At 59.6% G+C, this 20,402-nt stretch carries 17 protein-coding genes; 1 reads left to right on the forward strand and 16 read right to left on the reverse strand.

Annotation, left to right across the window (positions count from 1 at the left end; genetic code table 11):
* Positions 1-5: 5 nt before the first annotated feature.
* The 10 genes from modA to AR456_RS15725 form a co-directional block, all read right to left on the reverse strand.
* Positions 6-815 carry a molybdate ABC transporter substrate-binding protein gene (gene modA, locus AR456_RS15680; RefSeq protein ID WP_021818394.1) on the reverse strand — a complete coding sequence of 270 codons (810 nt, stop codon included), beginning with the start codon at positions 813-815 and terminating at the stop codon, positions 6-8.
* 28 nt (positions 816-843) lie between these two features.
* A complete protein-coding gene (locus AR456_RS15685) occupies positions 844-1,569 on the reverse strand; it encodes a GntR family transcriptional regulator (RefSeq protein ID WP_021818393.1) in 726 nt (241 codons plus the stop codon).
* A 165-nt stretch (positions 1,570-1,734) separates the two neighbouring features.
* Entirely contained in the window at positions 1,735-2,913 is a 1,179-nt protein-coding gene (gene uxuA / locus AR456_RS15690; RefSeq protein WP_021818392.1) for a mannonate dehydratase, read from the reverse strand.
* A gap of 56 nt (positions 2,914-2,969) precedes the next feature.
* Complete coding sequence (locus tag AR456_RS15695) at positions 2,970-4,487, reverse strand: mannitol dehydrogenase family protein (protein ID WP_051995720.1); 1,518 nt, start codon at positions 4,485-4,487, stop codon at positions 2,970-2,972.
* A 5-nt stretch (positions 4,488-4,492) separates the two neighbouring features.
* Positions 4,493-5,773: a TRAP transporter large permease gene (locus tag AR456_RS15700; protein ID WP_021818390.1), complete on the reverse strand. Its 1,281-nt coding sequence runs from the start codon at positions 5,771-5,773 to the stop codon at positions 4,493-4,495.
* A complete protein-coding gene (locus AR456_RS15705; RefSeq protein WP_021818389.1) occupies positions 5,773-6,342 on the reverse strand; it encodes a TRAP transporter small permease in 570 nt (189 codons plus the stop codon). Before AR456_RS15705 ends, AR456_RS15700 begins: the two co-directional genes overlap by 1 nt.
* A 74-nt stretch (positions 6,343-6,416) precedes the next feature.
* Positions 6,417-7,397 carry a TRAP transporter substrate-binding protein gene (locus AR456_RS15710; RefSeq protein ID WP_021818388.1) on the reverse strand — a complete coding sequence of 327 codons (981 nt, stop codon included), beginning with the start codon at positions 7,395-7,397 and terminating at the stop codon, positions 6,417-6,419.
* A gap of 81 nt (positions 7,398-7,478) precedes the next feature.
* A complete protein-coding gene (locus AR456_RS15715) occupies positions 7,479-8,501 on the reverse strand; it encodes a Zn-dependent oxidoreductase (protein WP_021818387.1) in 1,023 nt (340 codons plus the stop codon).
* A gap of 72 nt (positions 8,502-8,573) precedes the next feature.
* Complete coding sequence (gene manD, locus AR456_RS15720) at positions 8,574-9,785, reverse strand: D-mannonate dehydratase ManD (protein WP_021818386.1); 1,212 nt, start codon at positions 9,783-9,785, stop codon at positions 8,574-8,576.
* On the reverse strand, positions 9,782-10,519 hold the full coding sequence (locus tag AR456_RS15725; protein ID WP_021818385.1) for a GntR family transcriptional regulator: 738 nt from the start codon (positions 10,517-10,519) through the stop codon (positions 9,782-9,784). Before AR456_RS15725 ends, manD begins: the two co-directional genes overlap by 4 nt.
* 188 nt (positions 10,520-10,707) lie before the next feature.
* Between AR456_RS15725 and AR456_RS15730 the strand changes: the two genes are divergently transcribed.
* Complete coding sequence (locus AR456_RS15730) at positions 10,708-11,892, forward strand: alpha-hydroxy acid oxidase (RefSeq protein WP_021818384.1); 1,185 nt, start codon at positions 10,708-10,710, stop codon at positions 11,890-11,892.
* A 152-nt stretch (positions 11,893-12,044) separates the two neighbouring features.
* Here AR456_RS15730 and pyk read toward each other — a convergent pair whose 3' ends face one another.
* The 6 genes from pyk to AR456_RS15760 all read right to left on the reverse strand — a co-directional run bounded on the left by pyk (position 12,045) and on the right by AR456_RS15760 (position 20,387).
* Entirely contained in the window at positions 12,045-13,520 is a 1,476-nt protein-coding gene (gene pyk / locus AR456_RS15735; protein WP_031207462.1) for a pyruvate kinase, read from the reverse strand.
* Between the two features lie 715 nt (positions 13,521-14,235).
* Positions 14,236-15,126, reverse strand: coding sequence for a 2-hydroxy-3-oxopropionate reductase (locus tag AR456_RS15740; RefSeq protein ID WP_021818382.1), 891 nt, complete (start codon positions 15,124-15,126; stop codon positions 14,236-14,238).
* Positions 15,127-15,211: 85 nt separating this feature from the next.
* Positions 15,212-15,991 carry a hydroxypyruvate isomerase gene (gene hyi, locus AR456_RS15745; RefSeq protein WP_021818381.1) on the reverse strand — a complete coding sequence of 260 codons (780 nt, stop codon included), beginning with the start codon at positions 15,989-15,991 and terminating at the stop codon, positions 15,212-15,214.
* Positions 15,992-16,060: 69 nt separating this feature from the next.
* On the reverse strand, positions 16,061-17,836 hold the full coding sequence (gene gcl, locus AR456_RS15750) for a glyoxylate carboligase (RefSeq protein ID WP_021818380.1): 1,776 nt from the start codon (positions 17,834-17,836) through the stop codon (positions 16,061-16,063).
* 626 nt (positions 17,837-18,462) lie between these two features.
* On the reverse strand, positions 18,463-19,764 hold the full coding sequence (locus AR456_RS15755; protein WP_021818379.1) for a TRAP transporter large permease: 1,302 nt from the start codon (positions 19,762-19,764) through the stop codon (positions 18,463-18,465).
* On the reverse strand, positions 19,761-20,387 hold the full coding sequence (locus AR456_RS15760) for a TRAP transporter small permease subunit (RefSeq protein ID WP_021818378.1): 627 nt from the start codon (positions 20,385-20,387) through the stop codon (positions 19,761-19,763). Before AR456_RS15760 ends, AR456_RS15755 begins: the two co-directional genes overlap by 4 nt.
* Positions 20,388-20,402: the final 15 nt, after the last annotated feature.

Below are 20,402 nucleotides of genomic sequence, written 5' to 3' on the forward strand. Positions count from 1 at the left end.
GGCGCCTACGGGGTATCGGGTATCGAGAAACCGAAGCGGTTCAGAATCTCTCCCGCCTCAGGTGACTGCATGAAGTCGAAGAAAGACCTCGCCCCCTCTCCGGCATCCTTGACCAGTACCATCCTCTGCACCAGCGGCGCATGCCACTGTTCGGGAATCAGACGCCAGGCGGCACGCTCCTCGAGTTCGGGCGCGGTTACCAGCGAATAGGCCGAGAAGCCGCCAATCGCCTCCGCTGACAGGGAAAACTGCGCTGCCTGAGCAACATTCTCACCCACGATGCGCAGGTCCTGACTGTCCTGCCACAGCCCTTCCCGCTCAAGTACCTCACGGGCCGCCATGCCATAGGGAGCATGCTCGGGGTTGGCCAACGCAAAGCGTTGACGCGTGCCACTCTTCTGTGCCTGAGCGATGGCCTGACGCACCGCCTGTAGCGGGTCGCCCTCATCGGGCAACGGGTGCTCTTTTGATTGCAGCCACACCAACCGACCCAACGCATAGGTCAGGCCTTCGCCATCACTCAGCCCCTGCTGCTCCAGAGTACGCGCGCGGGCTTCATCGGCGGACAGGAAAATCTCGAAGGGGGCGCCCTGCTGAATCTGGCGCAGCAAGTTGCCGGAGGCGCCGAAGGTCACCCGAACGTCATCGTCGTGCTCAGCTTCGAAGCGCTCGACCAGCTCGGGCATGGCAAACTGCAGCGACGAAGCCGCGGCGACGGTAATGGTCTCGGCATGCGCCGCTACGCTTGCAGACAAGGTCATCGCCAGCAACAACGGAGCCTGGAACAACGGAGCCTGGAACAGCTTTCGCATCATGGTTGACACGCCTTGGTGAAATCGGATGTCAGGCCCGGCTGCCGGACAGAATCGCCTTGAGATCGATGCTGCTCTCACGTGGCCCCAGATCCAGCAGCCCCTGCAGGCTGGACAGATGGTTTTCGATATCGGCACGTGCTGCATCACCATCGCCGCTACGCAGATGCTTGATCAAGGTAGGATGATCGCCTTCGAGATAACAACTGCCCAGTCCCTGACGCTTGTAGAGAGCAATGACGATCGAAGTGCGCAGTATCAGATCGGTCAGCATCGCGCCGAGAACACGGTTGGGCGAGTGTTCGGCCAGCAGATGATGGAAGGCCAGCGAGTGCTCGATACGCGTCGGTTCGTCACTGGCGAGAAAGGCCTCGCGCTCACGCTCGGCACGATCCTCCAGTTGCACCAGCACCCGATCTTCCAGGCGCCCGGCGGTCAGCGCCGCCACCTCGCCCTCGACCAGGTTGCGTGCAGCAAAGGTTTCCCGCGTCTCGTCCACATCCGGAGCCCGTACCCGCGCTACCTGGTTGGGGCGCTGATCGACCACATGCTCCGAGGCCAGGCGTGTCAGCGCCTTGCGCACCACCGAACGGCTCACGCCAAACACCTCGCCGAGCGTCACTTCCGGCAGCCGCGAGCCCGGCGGCAAGCGCTGCATCAACACGGCTCGCCTGACCTGGCGGACGATATCGCCATCACTGACACGTCCTCCGGCGCCAATTTCTGCCATCACTTCCTGCTGCCAGGTGCTGCTCATTGTCTACTCGCCTTTATTCACTTGGCCAATCAATGACCTTCGCACGTTTTCGTCAATTGCACCACAGAATCCAATTAACGTGTATACAACTGTCGAGGGGCGTGCAGTGAATCATGATCCATGACAACAGTCAGCGGCGAGAAAATGGCGACGGATACCCCTTTATCAGTAGCTCAGGCAACGCACCGCCTGCTCGACACCTCGCAGTTCAGCCAATCCCTTGAGGCGGCCGTAGAGCGGATAACCGGGCACCGTGTTGCGCTGCTGGTCGTCGAGAATATGATGGCCGTGATCGGGCCTCAGCGGTAAACGCGCGCCGCCTTCCTGCTCACGCCTGCGCTCCTCGGCGACCAGTGCCTGAATCACAGCGACCATATCCACGTCACCTGCAAGGTGCGCCGCTTCATGGAAAGAGCGCGGATCAGGTTGCTCGCGCTGCGTGGCTCGCAGGTGCACGAAGTGGATATACGGCCCGAAGTTCTGCGCCATCGCCACCAGGTCGTTATCGGCGTTGACACCGTAGGACCCCGTACACAGCGTGAGTCCATTGGCCGTCGATGGCACGGCGTCGAGAATCCAGCGCGCATCCTGCTCTCCAGACACGACTCTGGGCAAGCCAAGCAATGGACGCGGCGGGTCATCAGGGTGAATCGCCATGCGTACCCCGACCTCCTCGGCTACCGGGATTACCGCACGCAGGAAATAGCCCAGATTGTCACGCAGTCGCTCGGCATCGATCTCGGCATATTCCGCGATGACCTCGCGGAAACGCGCCAGGGTGTAATGCTCTTCGGCGCCAGGCAGTCCGGCGATGATAGTGTTCACCAACCGCTCGCGTCCGGCCTGATCCAAAGCATCAAGCCAGCCTCGCGCCTCATGCTTCTCGGCCTCGGAGTACTCCTGTTCAGCACCGGTTCTCGCCAGCAGGTAGAGATCAAAAGCGGCGAAAGCCGTTTGATCGAAGCGCAGCGCGGTCCCGCCATCAGGCAGAGGCCATGCAAGGTCGGTGCGTGTCCAATCGAGCACCGGCATGAAGTTGTAGCAGACGACATCGATACCACAGAGCGCAAGGTTGCGCAGCGTCTGCTGATAGTTGCCAATCCAGACATCACGAGCGGCGCGCGCCTGCTTGATGTCCTCATGCACCGGTACGCTTTCCACCACTGACCAACGCAACCCTGCCGCTTCGATCATCCGCTGGCGAGCCTGAATGGCCTCCAGCGGCCAGACGTCCCCATTGGGAATATCGTGGAGTGCAGTAACGATCCCGGTGGCACCGGTCTGCCGAATTTCTGCCAGTGAAATGGGGTCATCAGGGCCGAACCATCGCCAGGTGTGTTCCATGAGTCCATCCTGTGTCAGATTGCAGGTATTGAAGATAGCGAAAAGTGAAAGCGTGGCTACAGGACCGGTTGCAGGAAACGTACGAGTGTCGCGGAGACGCCCGCTTTCTGCAGCGAGCACCAGGCATCTACCACCGTCTTGACGAAATGCGGGTACCCGGCCAGTTCGCTCGGGAATACGTCTTCCTGCGCAAGGAAGGCCATCACCAATGACTCGGGATCGCGGTGCGCGGCATGCAACGCGGCCAGGCGCTCGGCAATCGGGTCATCCACGCCATGGGCATTGCCATGCAGATCACTGCCGGCGGTATAGCGCATCCATCCGGCGACCCCCAGCGCGGTACATGTTGCGTCCCTACCCGCCTGTAGATTGATCAGCGCACCCTGCAACCAGCGTTGTGGCAGCTTCTGAGAGCCGTCCATGGCGATCTGATGCAGACGGTGACGAAGACTGTCATTGGCGAAGCGCACCACCAGGCTATCGGCATAGGCTGTCGCGTCGGCCCCCGCTGGCAAGGTCAAGGTGGCAGCGGCTTCAGTGTGCATGTAGCGCTGCAACAGGGCGGTGAACGCTTGCTGTTGCATGGCATCGCTGACGGTGTGAATACCGGCCAACGAGCCCAGATAGGCCAGTAGCGAATGACTGCCATTCAGCATGCGCAGCTTCATGGTCTCGAAGGGTGCCACATCGGCAACCATCTGCACGCCGTCATGCTCCCAGTCGGGCCGCCCCTGGGGGAAGTGGTCCTCGACCACCCACTGGCTGAATGCCTCACACACCACTGCGCCAGGATCGTCGACGCCCAGCTCGGCGAGACGCTGGAAATCCGCCGCGGTCATGGCCGGGACAATACGATCGACCATGCTGCATGGAAAAGCGACGTGCTGGGCGATCCACTCGGCCAGTTGCGCATCCCGGTGACCGGCCAGTTCGACCACCGCCTGCCGCGTGCGCTTGCCGTTGTCCGGCATATTGTCGCAACACAGCACCGTGAACGGCGCGATGCCCGCCTCCCGACGCCGAGACAGCGCCTCCACCAGCATCCCCGGTGCAGTCTGCGGGCGTTGAGGATGTTGAATGTCATGAGCAATGGCTGCTGCATCAACCAACAACGCACCACTGCCAAGGCTGGATTTGAGCTCGAAGTGGAGCTGTAGAGAGAAGTTGGGTTTTAAATAGTAGCCCTTCTCGGTCACCGTCAGAGTGACGATACGCACACCGGGATCACTCATGCGCTCGAGCAATGCCTCGAGGTCCGGGCCATCGGGCCCGGCGTACAACGCCTCGCGGATCGCCGTTACCTCTCTCAGCGTGACATCGCGACTGTCACGGTACTCGGCCACGTGGTAGCGCATACCACCATCACGCAGTTGGCTGACCAGTTGCTGATTGGAGCGGATATTGGCACTGCATATGCCCCAGCTTCCGCCCTCGTGGCGAGACAGGTTGCGCTCGACATAGACGGCCTGATGAGCGCGATGAAAGGCGCCGAGCCCGAGATGCACAATACCGATATCGGCACCGGAATGGCAGCTGGCGATGTGTTCAACGTTCACTGGTTCCGTACACAACATGCTGATCACTCTCCCATCAACAGATTGGGTAGCCATAGCGAGATTGCCGGGACGAATGACACCAGCATCAGTACCACCAGGTTACAGATCAGGAAGGGAATAATGGCCCGCGCTACCTGCAGCATCGGTAGTTTACCGATACTCGAGACCACAAACAGGCACACCCCTACAGGTGGAGTGGTCAGGCCGATCATCAGATTAAGTACCGCCATCACGCCAAAGTGGATCGGGTCCATACCGATACCGGTCGCCACTCCCAGCAGTGCAGGGAACAGGATAATCAGGGCGGCGATGGTCTCCATGAAGGCGCCGACGAACAGCAGGATCAGATTGAGGATCAGGATCACCACAATCGGGTTGTCGCTGAAGCCCAGAATGGCATCCGCCAGCAACTGGGGAATCTGTTGACTGGTCAATATCCAGCCGAACAGGTTGGCCAGCCCCACCAACAGCATCAAGGATGCCGAGGTCAGGACGGTATCGGAGAGGATGCCGCGCAGATTGCTCCAGTTGATGCCCTTATAGACGAAGGTGCCAATCAGCAGCGCGTAGAGGCTGGCGACAATCGATGCCTCGGTGGGAGTAAACAGGCCACCGATGATGCCGTAGAGAATAATGAACGTCATCAGCAGCGCCCAGAAGGCACTACGCCCTTCCGTCAGCAGCTCCTTGAACGTGGCGCGTTTTTCTCTGGGGTAACCACGCCGCATGGCCAGCCAATAAACGGTGATCATCATCGCCACGCCCAGCAACAGGCCCGGTATTGCTCCGGCGAGGAACATGCGTCCCACGGAGATCCCCGACAGAGAACCGACAATGATCATCGGCACACTGGGCGGAATTATCGGTCCAATGGTTGAGGATGCCGCTGTCACCGCTGCAGCAAACGGCTTGTCATAACCTGAGCGAGCCATGCCGGGAATCATCACCGAACCAATGCTCGCCGCGTCCGCCACGGCGGTACCGGAAATACCGCTGAAAATCATCGAACCGCCGACATTGGCCAATCCGAGGCCACCACGAATATGGCCGACCAAAGCATTGGAGAAGCGCACGATATGCTGGGTGATATTCCCCACATTCATCAGATTGCCGGCCATGACGAAACCGGGAATGCACAGCAACACAAAGACATCGATTCCCGAGAACATGCGCTGGGGAATGATGGTCAGGGAAATATCGCTCAACAGCAGGTAGGCCAGTGAGGCGATCCCCAGACAAAAGGCAATCGGCAGGCCGATCAACAGCAGCACCAGAAAGGTGATGAAGAGTACCGCGATTTCCATTACCGCACCTCATTGGCTGTCTGTTCGCCGCGCACCAGAGCAATGATGCCTTCCAGCGTACAGATGACGCTGTAGAACAGCAGAGAGCCGAAAAGCACAACCGAAGACAGGAAGATATAGATCATCGGCACACGCATGGAGGGCGAGGTCTGGAAGGCACCGATCTGGGCGAACTTCCATGCCTCGGGCAGCACGATCAACGCGAATCCACCGGTCAACAGCGAGATCAGGGTGAGATAGGCAGCACGACCGCGAAACCCCAGCGCGCCATGAAACAGTTCAACATTGACGTTGCGGTGACGATGCAGGACCACACCGGCTCCCAGTGAAACCATGTAGATGAACAGATAGCGAGTCAGCTCTTCCGTCCAGGCCACAGTAAACGGCAGCAACAGCCGCGATACCACCTGCAGCAGAACCGTCAGCGATAGACCCACCAGCGCGATGACGGCGAGGGTCAACAACGTCCTGTCCAGCACATCGGCCAGCCGGCCGAGCGGTCCCTTGAGCCTAGGGATGGTGTTCAGTACCTCCAGCGACTCCGGTATCTCCTGAGCGAGATCCGACATGGGCTTCTCCATACGTGAAGGTCGACGGAAACCGAGGCGGTGGCCGCCCCGGCAAATGATCCGAAGTATGAGACTTACAGTGCCTGGATGGCCTCGTAGAGTTCGACCTGCTCTTCACTGAGGGACTCGAGCACTGCCGGACGCGCCTTCTCGGCAAAGGCCTGCTGATCGACCTCGACAAACTCCATTCCCTTGTCGGTCAGCGCCTGCTGGAGGCGCTGCTGATCTTCGCCAAACAGCTGCTGTTCGTAGGCCTGCATTTCCAAAGCGGCATCACGTACCACCTGCTGCAGGTCCTCAGGCATGGACTGTAGCTTGCTCTGGCCGATCACCACGTAGATCCAGCTGCGCACGTGGTCGGTCATGTTCACGTACTGCTGTACCTCGTTGAAACTGGCACTCTCGATCAGGCTGAGCGGGTTTTCCTGAGCCTCGATGGTGTTCTGCTGCAAAGAAGTGAACACCTCGGAGAACGCCATCGGTGTGGGTCGGGCATCAAGGGCTTCCCAGCTATCGACAAACAGCGGCACGTTGGGCACGCGCAGACGCAGACCATCGAGATCATCCGGAGTAGTGATCGGACGGTTGGAGGTCAGCTCACGCGGGCCACGCTCGAACCAGGCCAGCGGTACCAGGCCGGTACGCTCGGTGATCTGCGCTTCGATCTGTTTGCCGATATCGCTTTCGACGGTCTGACGCAGATGCTCCTCGTCGCGGAACAGGTAGGGCACTGCCATCATCGCGGCCGCCGGCGCCCAGTTCTGCAGGCTCTCTCCGGTGATGGTCATGTCCGCGGTACCCAGTTGGATGCTGTTGATGACATCCATCTCGCTACCCAGTTGCTCATTCGGATAGACCTGAACCTCGATACGCCCATCGGAATTGGCTTCGACCAATTCCTTGAACTTGAGCGCAGCCTTGTTCCAGATGTTCTGTTCATTGGCGAGGTGGCCGAACTTGAGAGTGAAATCAGCCGCCAGCAATGACTGGCTACCGAGAATTGCAGCACCCAGCAGGGCACCTGTTACCAGCCGCTTGAAGGTTGTTGTTGACATGGCGTGGGCTCCTTTCTCTTTTCTGGTCTGTGACAATTGCCGGGTCTGGCAATTGTGTGGCCTTGCGGTGGACCGAGCGCCTCAAGAGGCGATGTCGACGAGGACCTTGCGGGCCTTTTCGGGGGTGGTGTCGAGCATATGGATCGCCCCGGGCATATCGCGCAGTGCCACGCGATGACTGATCAGTGCTCGGGGATCAAGGCGGCCCGCATCGATATGCGCGAGCACCTCGGGAAACTTGCGATTGTTGAGGCGTGAGCCAATCAGCGTCAGCTCCTTCTTGATCACCTCGAGTTGAATCAGATCGCTGGGCGCCGGACTGAAGCCCAGCAGACCGATGCGTCCCGCCGGACAGGCGATGCGCAGCATGGTCGGCAGCATCGCCGGGATGCAGGCCGCATCGGCAATCAAGGGCACGCCCTCGCCCGCCGTCAGTTGCTGTACGGTCTGCTCCAGGTCCTGCTCAGCGCCATGAATGACATGGCGGGCGCCCAGTTCGAGAGCCGTATCCAGCCGCTCCGCAAGAATATCGGTGACGATGATCTCCTCGATGCCCATGGCCTGTGCCATCTGCACGATGGTCAGGCCAATCACGCCGGCACCGATGACCAGTAGACGATCTCCCGGCAGCGGCTCCATGTGCGAGAGCACATTGGCGGCAATCGAGTAGGGCTCGACCAACGCCGCCGCATCCAGCTCCAGTGAATCGGGAATCGGGTAGGCATTGGCCGCTGGTACATTGACCTGCTCGGCAAAACCACCGTGACGATGAACACCGATGACCTGCATCGCACTGCAGACATTGGGTCGCCCGATGCGACACGGATAGCACTCACCGCAGCTGACCACCGGGTCGATGCAGACACGTTCGCCGACACGCCCGGCATCAACGCCCTCGCCTACCGCACGGATGACTCCGGCGAACTCGTGGCCGGTGATACGCGGAAAGCGTACGAAAGCATTGTCACCATGGATGATGTGCATGTCCGAGCCACAGATGCCGGCATAGGCCACACCCACCAGCACCTCCCCCGCTTCCAGCTGCGGAGCCGGTTGCTCGCTGACGTCATAATCGTGCGGGGCCTTGACCTGAAACGCTTGCATGAAACCGCTCCTCGAGCTTGAAAACTCACACCGGAAAAAGTCACACCAGGAAAAAAATCACACCGACGATGGCTACCAATGCCAGAGCGTGCCGTCCTCGAGACGGTTGACCGGCAGGCTCGCCCGCTTCCAGGGGTATTGCGCCGCCAGCGATTCATCGATATCGACGCCATGTCCCGGTGCTTCACCGACGATGAAGTGACCGTCCTCGAAGCGAAAATCGTGGGAGAAGACCTGCAGCGTCAGATCGTCATGCGGCATGTATTCCTGAATGCCGAAATTGGGCACCCAGCTATCGAAATGAATCGCCGCGCCGAGACACACCGGGGACAGATCGGTGGGGCCATGGAAGCCGGTGCGGATGTGATAGAGCGCAGCGAAGTCGGCGACCCGACGCATATGAGTGATGCCGCCACCGTGGCTCAGCGGCGTGCGGATGTAATCGATCCACTGGTTCTGGATCATCTCGCGGTAATCGTGAATCGAGTTGAAGACCTCACCGATCGCCAGCGGTGTGGTGGTGTGTTCGCGAATCAGGCGCAGGCTCTCCTGGTTCTCGGCGGGCACACAGTCTTCCAGCCAGAACAGGTGATAGGGTTCCACCGCCTTGCCCAGCCGCGCCGCCTCGATCGGCGTCAGGCGGTGGTGCACGTCATGCAGCAGATGCAGGTCATGACCGAACTGCTCACGCACCGCGGCGAACAGCTGCGGCACGTGGTTGAGGTATTTCTCGGTGCTCCACACATGCTCGGCAGGCAGCTCGGAATCCGCCGGCTCGTAGCGCTCGCCCTCACGTTTGGCAACGCCGTAGATGGTCGGTATTCCGGGGATCCCAGCCTGCACACGCACCGCCCGATAGCCCTGGGCCACATGACGTTCGACTTCCTGCAGACAGCCATCGATGTCCTTGCCGGTGCAGTGGGCATAGGTCATGACACGCTCGCGACTGCGGCCGCCCAGCAACTGGTAGAGCGGCATGTTTGCGACCTTGGCCTTGATGTCCCAAAGAGCCACATCGACAGCACCGATGGCCGCCATGGTCACCGGCCCACGGCGCCAGTAGGCACCGCGATAGAGATACTGCCAGATGTCTTCGATACAGCTGGCATCCCTGCCGATCAGCGCCGGAAGCACATGTTCCTCGAGGTAGGCCACCACGGCCATCTCTCGGCCATTGAGCGTGGCATCGCCGATGCCGTACACCCCGTCCTCGGTAACGATCTTGAGGGTGACGAAATTGCGCCCGGGCGCACAGACGATGGTGTAGGCCTGCTCGATCTTCATCGGCTTGCTTCCTCGATAAGTGATTGGGTCTGTTGATCATCGAACATGTCGGGAAAGCGCTGCACCAGGTCAGGCAGCGAGATCAGCACCTCACGCAGGTGGATCTGCATGGCCTGTTCGGCGGCCTCGACATCACGCGCCTCGATGGCAGCAAGGATCTGTACATGCTGCTCGATCAGCTTGCCGATCGGCGTGCTGTCGGGGACGCTGAGATAGCGCACCCGGTCGAAATGCGCCCGGACCTCCTCGACCACCTTCCATGCCGCCTGCTGGTGAACGCCGAGAATCAGTGCACGGTGGAAGAGTTCGTCGAGATGATAGAAACGGTCGTGATCACGCGGATCGGTACAACGCCTCTGGCGTTCGACCAGATCCTGCAACTCCGACAGTGCCTCTGGTGCCAGCCCTCGGCTCGCCGCCAACCGCACCACAGCGACTTCAATGGCTTCACGAACGAAGCGGGCCTCAAGCACCGCCTGCTGCGAGATCTTGACCACGAAAGTGCCTCGCTGCGGCCGCACCTCGACCAACCCTGCTTCCGAAAGGCGAATAAAAGCTTCGCGGACGGGCTGCCGGCTCACCGAGAAAGTGTCGGCCAGTTCCTTTTCCGACAGCCCCTGCCCCGGCACCAGCACCATCCTGATGATCGACTCGCGCAGTACCTGATACAGCCGCTGGCGCACCGGGTCGCTGATCCTTGTCTCCTGCCATAGCGATTGCAGCGTTGTCTTCATGCGCTCCACCTTGACTGAGCCCGTTGCGGTTCGAGGCGCGTCGACCCCGTTCTGATATGACTAGTATGGTAGTATGGTAAGAAAACACAAAGCCTCTTTTTCTTAGACTTTGGTTCTACGAAAACCCGGTTCTACAAAAACCCGGTTCTACAACAATCTGGTGTTACAACAGTCGCCTGGAGACCACCGTGAAACGTCGCTCGTATACCGGAACCGATTACCGCAAGGCCCTCAACATCCAGGACCTGGAGCGCATCGCACAGCGTCGTCTGCCCAATATGGTCTTCGAATATCTTCAAGGGGGCGCCGATGATGAACGCACCCTGCAGCGCAACAGGAGCATCTTCCATGACTACCTGTTCGAGCCTCGCACCCTGACTCGAGTAGGCCCCCGCGACCTGAGCACCACACTGCTGGGCCAGCAGTATTCCCTGCCACTGGCCATCGGCCCCACCGGCTACAACGGCATGCTGACCCGTGATGGCGACCTCAAGCTGGCCCGTGCGGCACGCGACGCCGGCATTCCCTTTGTGTTGAGCAATGTCGCCACCACATCGCTGGAGGAGATCGCCGCGGTGGAGGGACTCAGTGCCTGGATGCAGATCTACTTCTATCGCGACCGGGATTACGTCAGAAAACTGGTCGAGCGCTGCCGCACAGCAGGCTACGAGACCATCGTGGTCACCACCGACAGCGCCATCTATGGCAATCGCGAATGGGACCTGCGCAACTTCCGCAAGCCCATGCAGCCGACCCTGCTCAATCTGCTGCACATGCTGACGCGCCCACGCTGGATCACCGATGTACTGATTCCCGACGGCATGCCGACCTTCAAGAACCTCGGTGACCTGCTGCCTCCGGGCAAGCAGAGCGTCCAGGGCGCCTCGGCAGTCATCGGCCAGCAGCTCGACCCCACCCTCAACTGGGACGATATTGCCTGGCTACGCGACCTCTGGCCGAAGCGACTGGTGATCAAGGGAATCCTGTCCGCCGCCGAAGCACAGCGCGCAGCAGAGTTGGGAGTCGATGCGGTGGTGTTGTCCAATCATGGCGGCCGCCAGCTCGATCAGGCCTGCTCGCCCCTCGAGATACTGCCGGAAGCCCGGCGAAGCGTCGGGGATCGTTGCCAACTGTTCATCGACAGCGGCTTCCGACGGGGCACGGATATCGTCAAGGCACTGGCCCTGGGAGCCGATGCGGTATGGCTGGGGCGCACAACCCTGTATGGACTGGCCGCAGGAGGCCAGCCCGGGGTTGCCCATGCACTGGGCATTCTGCAACGGGAAATCGACCGCACCATCGGTCTGCTGGGCGTCGAGCGCATCGCCGACCTCGACGCCAGCAAGCTGAGGCCCGCAGGACGCAGTTCATAGCCTCCGGCCCGGCACTCTCATCGACAAGGGAAACTCATCAACAGCAAAGCCCATCAACAGCAAACGAAAGCAGGCCACCTCGGGAGAGATGGCCTGCTTGTCGGCTTGTGGATCAGCGCTTGTCGCTATCGAGCCTTGCTCAATTCACAGCATCACTTGCTGACATGACGCTCGTTGACATCGATGATCTTCAGGGTGTTGGTACCGCCATGGGCATTCATGTGATCACCACGGGTCAGGATCACGAAGTCACCGACGCTCGCGACACCATGGGCGACGACGCGCTCGAGTGCACGATCATTGAGTTCCTCGGCGCTCATGCCACTGGTATCGAAGGGTAGCGAAATCACGCCGCGATACAGCGCCATGCGCCGCTGAGCCACCGGGTTGTGCGCCAGGCCAATGATCGGCAGGCCAGAGCGAATGCGCGAGGCAATCAGCGGCGTGTAACCGGTCGAGGTCATGCAGGCGATGGCCGCCATGCCGGACAGGTGGTTGGCGGCATACATGGCCGACAGGGCGATGGTCTCGTCGATGCGCTCGAAACCCTCGTGAATACGGTGGCCGGATTCCTGAGCGATACGCTCACGCTCCGCTCCCAGACAGACACGGTTCATGGCTTCGACGGTTTCCACCGGGAAATCACCAGCAGCGGTTTCTGCCGACAACATGACCGCATCGGTGGCATCCAGCACCGCATTGGCCACGTCGAACACCTCGGCACGGGTCGGCAGCGGCGATTCGATCATCGACTCCATCATCTGAGTCGCGGTGATCACCGCACGATTATGGCTACGCGCATGCTTGATGATGCGCTTCTGGGTACCGATCAGCTTCTCGTCACCGATCTCGACACCCAGGTCACCACGCGCCACCATTACCGCTTCACTGGCTTCGATGATGCCATCCAGCGTCTCGTCATTGGCAACCGCCTCGGCACGCTCAAGCTTGGCAACCAGACCAATCTCCTTACCGGCCTCGCCCAGCAGACGACGCGCCTCGAGCATATCCTCAGCAGTACGCGGGAAAGACACCGCAAGGTAGTCAACGCCGATATCCATCGCCGTCTTGAGGTCCTGCTTGTCCTTGTCGGTCAGTGCAGGGGCCGAAAGGCCACCGCCCTGCTTGTTGATACCCTTGTTGTTGGACAACTTGCCACCCACCACCACGCGGGTATGGATTTCGGCTCCAGCAACGCGATCCACGTCGAGCACGACTCGGCCATCATCCAGCAACAGGCGGTCGCCAGCGGTCACATCGTCGGCCAGTTCGCGGTAATCACAACCGACACGCGTGGCGTCACCCGCTTCCTTGTCCAGCGACACATCGATAACGAAAGCATCGCCTTCCTTGAGGTGTACAGCACTCTCGGAAAAACGGGCAATACGAATCTTCGGGCCCTGAAGATCACCCAGCGCGGCGACACTACGCCCCAAACGATCTGCAATTTCGCGCACCTCGCTGAGGCGACGTCGGTGGTCGTCGGCACTGCCGTGGGAGAAGTTGAGGCGCACCACATCAACACCTGCATTGATCATCTTCTCGAGGACGCCCTCGCGATCACTGGCAGGCCCGAGAGTGGCTACGATCTTGGTACGGCGAATTGGGGGATGTGGCAGTCGGCTCATGCTGTCCTCGATAGTGGTTCGAGATGGTGGCTCGAATATGACTTCTGGAAACCCCTGATGCACTGCCCTGCTGCGCCCACCGCGCCCTGGAATACTCACGCCAATGATAGGAGTCATGGCGATACGGATGAGATGCATCAGCGATCTCTTGCGACGATCTTTTACAACGATCCTTTACAGCGATCTTTTACAGCGATTTTTTACAACCGGGAGTCGCCTACTGGGCAACTTATTGTGTAATTTTACTACACATCCAGCCATCAACGCGAACGCCAGCGTTACAAGAGTCATATTGGTAGAAATTTCTCTTTCCAACAATAGCTTGAATGGCGTTATCTCAATTCAGCAAAGGATCGAAGAAATCCTCACATTCGCCTGGAAACGACACGCCAACAACGTTTTTGTAAATAAACTACACAGCGAACATGACAGGCGAATGGCGCCGCCAGCTTCGCCTGTTGCCACAAACACCGAACGTCCAGCTCGAGCTGCTCGTAGCTCGATCCGGTCAAAAAAGCCCGCCGACCAGCAGGAACAGGGGGGAAGCAAGCCGGCGAGCAAGGGCCATCCGATCCACAAGAGAAACGGACGGCCCCAGCAGGCGACGACCCGACGCCTGCACTCAGGGAGCAGTCATCTCCCCTGTCCGCCATCTCCCCGGGCTGTCATCTCTCGAAGCCGCCCGGGGCGATAGCTGACACAGCAACGGGTTACCTCAATCCTGCTGGCCAACTTCGTGGTCCGACAGAGCTTCGAGGGCACGCAGGATACCGGCATGATCCCAGTCACTGCCGCCCTGTGCGGCGCAAGCCTGGAACAGCTGCTGGGCATTGGCAGTACCCGGCAGTGCCAGATTGAGACTGCGCGCCCCTTCCAGCGCCAGATTGAGGTCCTTCTGGTGCAGGCGAATACGGAAGCCTGGCTCGAAAGTCCGCTTGATCATGCGCTCACCATGTACATCGAGAATCTTCGACTGAGCCAGGCCGCCCAGCAACGATTCACGGACCTTGGCAACATCAGCGCCTGCACGCGAGGCGAACAGCAGACCTTCCGCCACCGCCTCGATGGTCAGTGCAACCACGATCTGGTTGGCGACCTTGCAGGTCTGTCCTGCGCCAGGACCACCGATGTGAGTGACGGTCTTGCCCATCACTTCGAGTATCGGCAGTGCACGCTGGAAGCCTTCTTCAGTCGCGCCGACCATGATCGTCAGTGCCGCATTGATGGCCCCCCCCTCGCCACCAGACACCGGTGCATCGACATACTCACCACCCGCCTGATGGACACGCTCAGCGAACTGCTGGGTGGTCATGGGCGCAATCGAGCTCATGTCGATCACTAGGGTGCCCGGCTTGAGGCCTTCGATCACTCCCCCCTCTCCGAACAGCACCTCTTCAACATCAGGGGTGTCAGGAACGATGGTGATGATGACATCCGAGGCCTCAGCCACGGCCTTGAGTGAGTCCGCCTCCTTCATGCCCTTGTCGGCGAGGGTCGCATCCAGACTGCCACGCTTGACGGTGGTCAGTTGATGACCGGCATCCAACAGATGTCCTGCCATCGGGCGCCCCATGATTCCCAGACCGATAAAACCGATATTGTTCATGATGTTACTCCTGAATTCCGTAGATCGTCGTGCAACAAATTCCGGTGAATACGATAGTCAAAAGCGCCAGTGGCTAGCGCCGCGCTCAACCGCGTGCCGAATCCAGCCAGCCCAGACCTTCCTGCGTAGTGGTCGCCGGCTTGTACTCACAACCAATCCAACCGTCATAACCAAGACGTTCCAGGTGAGCGAACAGGAACGGATAATTGATCTCGCCGGTGCCGGGCTCATGGCGTCCGGGATTGTCGGCCAGTTGTACATGGGCAATTCGCGCCAGGTGACGTTCGATGGTCGGCGCCAGATCGCCTTCCATGATCTGCATATGGTAGATGTCATACTGCAGCTTGAGGTTATCGCTGCCGACTTCGTCGAACAACGCCAACGCCTGCTCGGTGCGATTGAGGAAGAATCCCGGGATATCACGCGTATTGATCGGCTCGGCCAACAGCAGAATACCCGCCTGGCCCAGCCGCTCGGCGGCATAACGCAGATTGTCCACCAGAGTCCGGTGGGCCTGCTCCTGACTCACCCCCTCGGGCACGATGCCGGCCAGGCAGTTGAGCTGGCGACAACCCAGCGTGGTGGCGTACTCAATCGCGGTATCGACACCGGCGCGAAACTCCTCGACACGATCGGGGTGGCAGGCAATACCGCGTTCTCCCGCTGCCCAGTCACCGGCAGGCAGATTGTGCAGCACCTGCTCGAGGCCATTGGCTTCGAGACGTTGCTTGATTTCAGTTGCGGAGTGGTCGTAGGGAAAAAGGTACTCGACGCCCTTGAAGCCAGCCCTGGCGGCGGCTTCAAAGCGCTCTAGAAAGTCCACCTCGGTGAACAGCATGCTGAGATTTGCAGCAAATCGAGCCATTGTGGGTCTCCCTGTTTTATGGGTTGTAGACCCGGTCGTGCCATCCCCATGGCACGACCGGAAAAAGGATCAGGTCAGTGCAGCGATGGAGCTCGGCGCATCTTCGAGATTCTCGGCCAGCGCCTCGAATTCATTGATGCCACCAAGATCGGTACCCATGGAAATATTGGTGACACGTTCGAGGATTACCTCGACCACCACCGGCACACGATACTCACTAGCCATTTCCCGCGCCTGACGCAGTGCCGGCGCAATGTCGTCCGGACGAGTGACACGCAATGCCTTGCAGCCGAGACCTTCAACAACCGAGACGTGGTCGACGCCGTAGCCGTTGATCTCTTCGCAGTTGATGTTCTCGAACGCCAACTGCACGCAGTAGTCCATGTCGAAGCCGCGCTGCGCCTGGCGGATCAATCCCAGATAGGCGTTGTTGACCAGCACATGTACGTAGGGCAGACGGAACTGAGCGCCCACTGCCAGTTCCTCGATCATGAACTGGAAGTCGTAGTCGCCGGACAGCGCCACCACTTCGGCATCCGGATCGGCACGACAGACACCCAATGCCGCGGGAATCGTCCAGCCCAGCGGCCCCGCCTGACCACAGTTGATCCAGTGACGCGGCTTGTAGACGTGGAGGAACTGGGCTCCGGCGATCTGCGACAGGCCGATGGTGCTGACATAACGCGTGTCACGCCCGAAGACCTTGTTCATTTCCTCGTAAACGCGCTGGGGCTTGACCGGCACGTCATCGAAGTGGGTCTTGCGCAGCATGGTGCGCTTGCGCTGCTGGCAGGACTCCGCCCACTCACTGCGATCCTTGAGACGGCCATCCGCCTTCCACTCTCCAGCAACTTCAAGCATCAGGTCGAGCGCAGCCCTGGCATCGGATACGATGCCGTAATCAGGGCCGAAGATACGCCCGATCTGGGTCGGCTCAATGTCGACGTGAACGAACTTGCGGCCTTCGGTGTAGGTCTCGAGATTACCGGTATGGCGATTGGCCCAGCGGTTGCCGATACCCATCACGAAATCGGACTCAAGCATCGTAGCGTTGCCATACCGATGAGACGTCTGCAGCCCCACCATGCCCGCCATCAGCGGATGATCATCGGCAATCGTGCCCCAGCCCATCAGCGTCGGAATCACCGGCACTCCGGTCAATTCGGCAAAGGCCTGTAGCTGCTCTGCCGCATCAGCGTTGATGATACCGCCCCCAGCCACCAGCAATGGACGCTCGGAGTCATTGAGCATAGTCAGCGCCTTCTCGACCTGGGCGCGAGTCGCCGCAGGCTTGTAGGCCGGCAACGGCTCATAGGTATCGGGATCAAACTCGATCTCGGTCATCTGCACATCAATCGGCAGGTCGATCAGAACCGGGCCAGGGCGTGATGAACGCATGATCTGGAAGGCCTGCTGAAAGGCACGCGGCACCTGGGCAGCCTCAAGCACGGTGATCGCCCACTTGGTGACCGGACCGGCAATCGCCGTGATATCCACCGCCTGGAAGTCTTCCTTGTGCAGCTTGCTGGCCGGTGCCTGGCCGGTGATGCACAGAATCGGAATCGAGTCTGCTGAAGCCGAGTAGAGACCGGTAATCATGTCGGTGCCAGCAGGGCCGGAAGTCCCGATACAAACCCCGACATTACCCGGCTTGGTGCGGGTATAACCCTCGGCCATGTGAGAAGCGCCCTCGACGTGGCGAGCCAGCACGTGGTCGATACCTCCTACCTTACGCATCGCGGCATAAAAGGGGTTGATGGCGGCACCGGGCAATCCGAAGGCAACGTCAATGCCCTCCTTGCGCAGCACATACACAGCGGCTTCAGCGGCAGTCATACGAGCCATGATGTATCTCCTGATATTTGATTATGATTTTTGTATACAAAAAGTTTCGACAATGATGCCAAAACAAGTTTTGTGGAAATTCTTTTCATTATTTGTAGCAGTCACAAAAGCTCTTTGCCAGAAAAATTGGAAAAAATTTCCACAAAATTGTCGACAGTCATTGCCAATCATAAATAGATCATTGTTTTTACTTGTAAATAAGCAAAAATATATACTTCATTCATCTTCGACATGATGCAATCAAGTGGAGCAGGAAGCTGCGATATGGACGAGATCAAACCGTGCAAGGCGCAAGATCGATATACCTGTACGAACCAGGCAAGCATCCTTTTCCCACGAACAAGCGTTTGATAACGTATACAGAAAGTCGTATTCGGAAGAACGCCAGCCAACGCAGTCATTGGCTATACGCAGACACGACGAATGCCCCCGGAACAGAATGCTCCGAGGGCGACGGGTTACCAGCCTGAAAGACAGCGACGAAACCTGAGGTCGGCCTTCAGTCCAGCGTCGGCAGTTTCATGTACCGTTCAGAATGCCTTGCTCATGCCTCGCGGGCGCGCCGGCGATTGTAAATACAATCATGGTGATCGACTCCCCCCCGGCGTCACCCGCAAGACATCGTTCTATCCCACAGCGCCGGGCAGCCACAGGACCAGCCCAGGCCAGAGGATGATCAACCCGACGAACAGCAGCATGATGGCGAGGAACGGCAGACTGCCGAGCATGACATCACCAATCGAGCCACGCCCACGCACGCCCTGTACCACGTAGAGGTTCATACCGATGGGCGGAGTGATCAGCGAGATTTCCATCATGATCACCAGGAAGATACCGAACCACACCGGGTCGAAGCCGAACTGCACCACCATGGGCACCACGATGGGTACGGTGGCAATCATCATCGACAGCGTCTCGAGGAAGCAGCCCAGTACCAGATAGAAGATCACCAGCGCGAGGATCAAGCCCAATGGCGACAACCCCAGATCGGCGACCCATTGGGTCAGGGTATGGGGGATGCCGAGGATACCCACGATGTAGTTGAGGAAGAAGGCTGCCACGATGATCAGCATGATCATCGCCGTGGTACGCGCCATCGACAGGAAGCACTCATGGAGCATGGCGAGGCTCAACTTGCGATTGATCGCCGCCAGTACCAGCGCCGCCACCACACCCAGTGCCGCCGCCTCGGTGGGCGTTGCCCAGCCGCTGTAGATGCTACCCATGACAATGGCGAAGACAAAAGCTGGTGGCAGCAGGTCCACCAGTGATACCAGCCGCTCGCGGAGCGAGGCCCGAGGTTCGGCCTCCCCGGCTACGTCCGGGCGCAACAGGCTGAAAGCAATGATGGCCAGCATGAAGGCCCCAGCCAATGCCAGACCGGGAAGTATCCCGGCAATGAACAGCTTGCCGATTGAGGTGTTGGTGATTGCCCCATAGATGATCATGTTGATGCTGGGAGGGATCAATATCCCCAGCGTCGCTCCGGCAGCCAGCGTCCCCAGCGCCAGGCGCTCGTTGTAGCCACGTTCGGCGAATGCTGGAAGCGCTACGGTTCCGATGGTAGCCGCGGTCGCCACCGAGGAACCCGACATGGCAGCAAATACCGAGGAGGCACCGATGTTGGTGTGCAACAGCCCGCCAGGCATACGGTTGAGCCAGACAGACAACGCACTATACATCCGTTCGGTGATGCCACTACGCAGCAACAGCTCCCCCAGCAGGATGAACAGCGGAATCGATGTCAGAATGAAGTCATTGAGCGTGCCCCAGAGGACATCGCCGAAGGAATACAGCAGCGGCGTACCCAGGTACATCAAGGTGCCGAGAGCAGCCACTGTAAAGATGGCCACCGACACGTGGATACCAGCCCCCATCAGGCCCAGCATGATGAGAAAGCCGACCAGGACCTCGATTGCGGTGATCATGACGCTTTCCTCTGCGGCGTGGTGGTCAAGTCGTCGGCCTGATCCTGCAGCGCATAGTCATGCCGAGCTTCGTCCAACTCATCCTGGGTATTGCGGGGTCCGTAGTCGCTGTTGAGCGCGAGGAACCGACCGCTGAACAACTGCCTCAGGGCATGCAGAGCAAGCAGGCTGGTCAGCACAGCGAAGACTCCCAGCCCCAGAACCCAGAGGCTCTGCGGGAGCCATAGCGGGGTCTGCAGCGGGGTGCTGGCGAGACTGCCGAACTCCAGTGTCTCGATCAGCGTCTCGACGGCCCGCCACAGCATGAACAGTGAGAAGCCGGCCAGCATCAACATGGCCAGGGCATTGAGTGGTGCCTGCGCCTTGCCCGGCAGTCTGGCCAGCAGCACGTCGACCCGGGTATGGGCGCGATGCAACAGGGCGTATGCAAAACTGAACGAGACACCGATCGCCAGCACATAACCGCCGATCTCATCCACACCCTGCAACGAAAAGCTGAACAGCTTGCGTGCGATCACCTCGAAGGTGATCAGCAGTGACAGGACCAGCACGGCGTAGCCGGCAGCCACGGCTGCACCATGCGCCAGACTACGAGCTAACCAGTAGGGACTTCGGGATTCCATCGGAAACCTCCACGG

Source organism: Halomonas huangheensis, assembly GCF_001431725.1.
GTDB lineage: Bacteria > Pseudomonadota > Gammaproteobacteria > Pseudomonadales > Halomonadaceae > Halomonas > Halomonas huangheensis.

Coding starts and splice junctions, on each gene's coding strand:
- hyi (WP_021818381.1), bottom strand. CDS start 15,991: ATGGCTCGATTTGCTGCAAATCTCAGCATGCTGTTCACCGAGGTGGAC.
- AR456_RS15755 (WP_021818379.1), bottom strand. CDS start 19,764: ATGATCACCGCAATCGAGGTCCTGGTCGGCTTTCTCATCATGCTGGGC.
- uxuA (WP_021818392.1), bottom strand. CDS start 2,913: ATGGAACACACCTGGCGATGGTTCGGCCCTGATGACCCCATTTCACTG.
- AR456_RS15760 (WP_021818378.1), bottom strand. CDS start 20,387: ATGGAATCCCGAAGTCCCTACTGGTTAGCTCGTAGTCTGGCGCATGGT.
- gcl (WP_021818380.1), bottom strand. CDS start 17,836: ATGGCTCGTATGACTGCCGCTGAAGCCGCTGTGTATGTGCTGCGCAAG.
- AR456_RS15695 (WP_051995720.1), bottom strand. CDS start 4,487: ATGTTGTGTACGGAACCAGTGAACGTTGAACACATCGCCAGCTGCCAT.
- AR456_RS15700 (WP_021818390.1), bottom strand. CDS start 5,773: ATGGAAATCGCGGTACTCTTCATCACCTTTCTGGTGCTGCTGTTGATC.
- AR456_RS15710 (WP_021818388.1), bottom strand. CDS start 7,397: ATGTCAACAACAACCTTCAAGCGGCTGGTAACAGGTGCCCTGCTGGGT.
- pyk (WP_031207462.1), bottom strand. CDS start 13,520: ATGAGCCGACTGCCACATCCCCCAATTCGCCGTACCAAGATCGTAGCC.
- modA (WP_021818394.1), bottom strand. CDS start 815: ATGATGCGAAAGCTGTTCCAGGCTCCGTTGTTCCAGGCTCCGTTGTTG.
- AR456_RS15705 (WP_021818389.1), bottom strand. CDS start 6,342: ATGTCGGATCTCGCTCAGGAGATACCGGAGTCGCTGGAGGTACTGAAC.
- AR456_RS15740 (WP_021818382.1), bottom strand. CDS start 15,126: ATGAACAATATCGGTTTTATCGGTCTGGGAATCATGGGGCGCCCGATG.
- AR456_RS15685 (WP_021818393.1), bottom strand. CDS start 1,569: ATGAGCAGCACCTGGCAGCAGGAAGTGATGGCAGAAATTGGCGCCGGA.
- AR456_RS15725 (WP_021818385.1), bottom strand. CDS start 10,519: ATGAAGACAACGCTGCAATCGCTATGGCAGGAGACAAGGATCAGCGAC.
- AR456_RS15715 (WP_021818387.1), bottom strand. CDS start 8,501: ATGCAAGCGTTTCAGGTCAAGGCCCCGCACGATTATGACGTCAGCGAG.
- manD (WP_021818386.1), bottom strand. CDS start 9,785: ATGAAGATCGAGCAGGCCTACACCATCGTCTGTGCGCCCGGGCGCAAT.